Below are 1,971 nucleotides of genomic sequence, written 5' to 3'. Positions count from 1 at the left end.
CCGGCTGCATATTATTTTTAATTAATTTTCCGGAAGCATCGGTCACCTGTATCGATTTTACCATTTCAGGTCTGTCGATATGAATGACATCTGTAAAAGGGTTCGGATATATTTTCATCATATCTTTAGCTTTTACTTCAGAAGTAGATAAACAATTAACATCTACTGTTGCCGTTACCGCAGTTCTTGCAGATTCACATCCGGAATTTACCTTCAGATTATACATAAAATAATAAGAATCCGAAGCTACATTAGATCCCGTTGTAATGCTGAAATTAGGAATCGAATATGGGAAAACCGCATTACTCTGATAGTTTCTGTAATAGTTTCCACCGGAAATTCTCATTCTGTACGTTCCTGGAGTCAACAGCATATTAATAGGAACCGTTTGTGGAGTCGTTCCGTCACTTGCAATGGTCGAAGTAAAAGGAATTGTATTAATAACACTAAAAGTCGTCGGACCCTGTAAAATTTCCAGTGTGGTGCTTTGTCCTGCCGAAGCCGGGAATACATCGGTAGAAACCAAAGTTACCGCCTGATTTGTTACTTCAAACTGAATATAATACGTCGTAATAGCTCCTGTAGTAGCCGGAGCCGTTAATGAATTCGGGTTTTGCGGCCCTACAAACATTGAAGTTCCGTTACTTGCAGAAACATAATATGGTGTCGTTGCAGACAACGCAGGTGTTGTAAACGTTGATCCTGCTCCTACCACATTTCCACCCGTGCTTGCATCATACCAAGTCAGGATAGCGGTCGGATCCGTTGTCATTGCAGACAATGTCGCTGAGCTTCCCGGACAAACGGTAGCCGGTGTAGTAGATGATATGACAGGCGGTTGACAAGCCGTTGTAAACTGAACCGACTGTAAAGACCAAACACTCGTATCTCCTGCACCACAGTTTGATCTTACCCAAACATAATAGGTCGTTGCCGGAGCCAATGCTGTTAATGTTGTTGATGTTCCTGTAACATTAGGTATTGTCGGCGGCGTAGAAGATGTCGGCGGTGTAGATGAAGTACTGTAATAAATATCATAACTAGATGGAGCAGAGCTTGGAGCCGTCCAGGTGATCGCTGCAGTACTTGTAGTTGTTGATGTAACTGTTATCGCCTGCGGAACCCAGCACGTTGGAGGTGTCCAAGTGTAAGTTAATCCTGAGGACGGCATTCCCGGAGTGGCATTTACGGTATTAAAATTCTGTGAACTGGTGTTCGCTGTACCTGCCGTAGAATTTATAAATTCCAGTGTTGTGGCATTAAGCCTGTTGTTATAATCTGCATTGGAAGTTCCTCTCAGTCCGATCTGGGCTGTTCCTGAAATACTTGTATTTCCGACTATATAAGAACCCGTTTCATAGACTGTATTGATAACATTAGATGTTTCATGAAGCCTGATCTGGAACGAAAATGCATACGCAGATGTAGTAGAAGTGCTGTTGTTGGGACGGAAATTTTTCCATTGAACAATCACTTCACGGTTGGGTGCCGTACCTATCGTTTCCCAAGTGATGCTTCCAGTCGTAGCATTGATATCAAACATACTGCTGATATCTCTTCCGAATGCCGCAATAGCTCCTTCATAAGCTGCCGTATTGGAAATCGGGGTTGTATTCGTGGTAGACGGTGCGGTAGATCCAAAAGTCACAAAACCATTGGTAGACACATTCATTGAACTGTAAGAAGTACCATTAAAGGTAAAATTAAAAGGCAATGTCACTGCATACACACTGCTGTTAAGATTAGTTGTGGAAGTGTTTCCTGTCGCCGTATCTAAAATTGTTCCGCCAATTCCCGTAAAGCTCCCCGTAGATTGTGAAAAACTATAGGTACTTACCTGTGCATTTACGAAAGTACTGGCCCCTAATAATAAGGCCAAACCAGCTGCAGTACGCCTAAAGAGATTTTTTCCTTTCGCCTGAAGCGAAAGAAACGTGTAAAAATGTTTCATGGGATATGGATTAAAAATTT

The 1,971-nt window shown here is 42.3% G+C and carries 1 protein-coding gene; it reads right to left on the bottom strand.

Annotation, left to right across the window (positions count from 1 at the left end):
• Nucleotides 1–1,951 (bottom strand): fibronectin type III domain-containing protein (locus tag VN105_RS27410; protein ID WP_325646271.1); only part of this gene is annotated, 1,951 nt, incomplete at its 3' end.
• Nucleotides 1,952–1,971: the final 20 nt, after the last annotated feature.

The organism is Chitinophaga sp., from assembly GCF_035564935.1.
Classification (GTDB): Bacteria; Bacteroidota; Bacteroidia; order Chitinophagales; family Chitinophagaceae; genus Chitinophaga.
The sequence above is the reverse complement of the archived record's forward strand: the minus strand, read 5'-3'. Positions and strand labels throughout refer to the sequence as shown.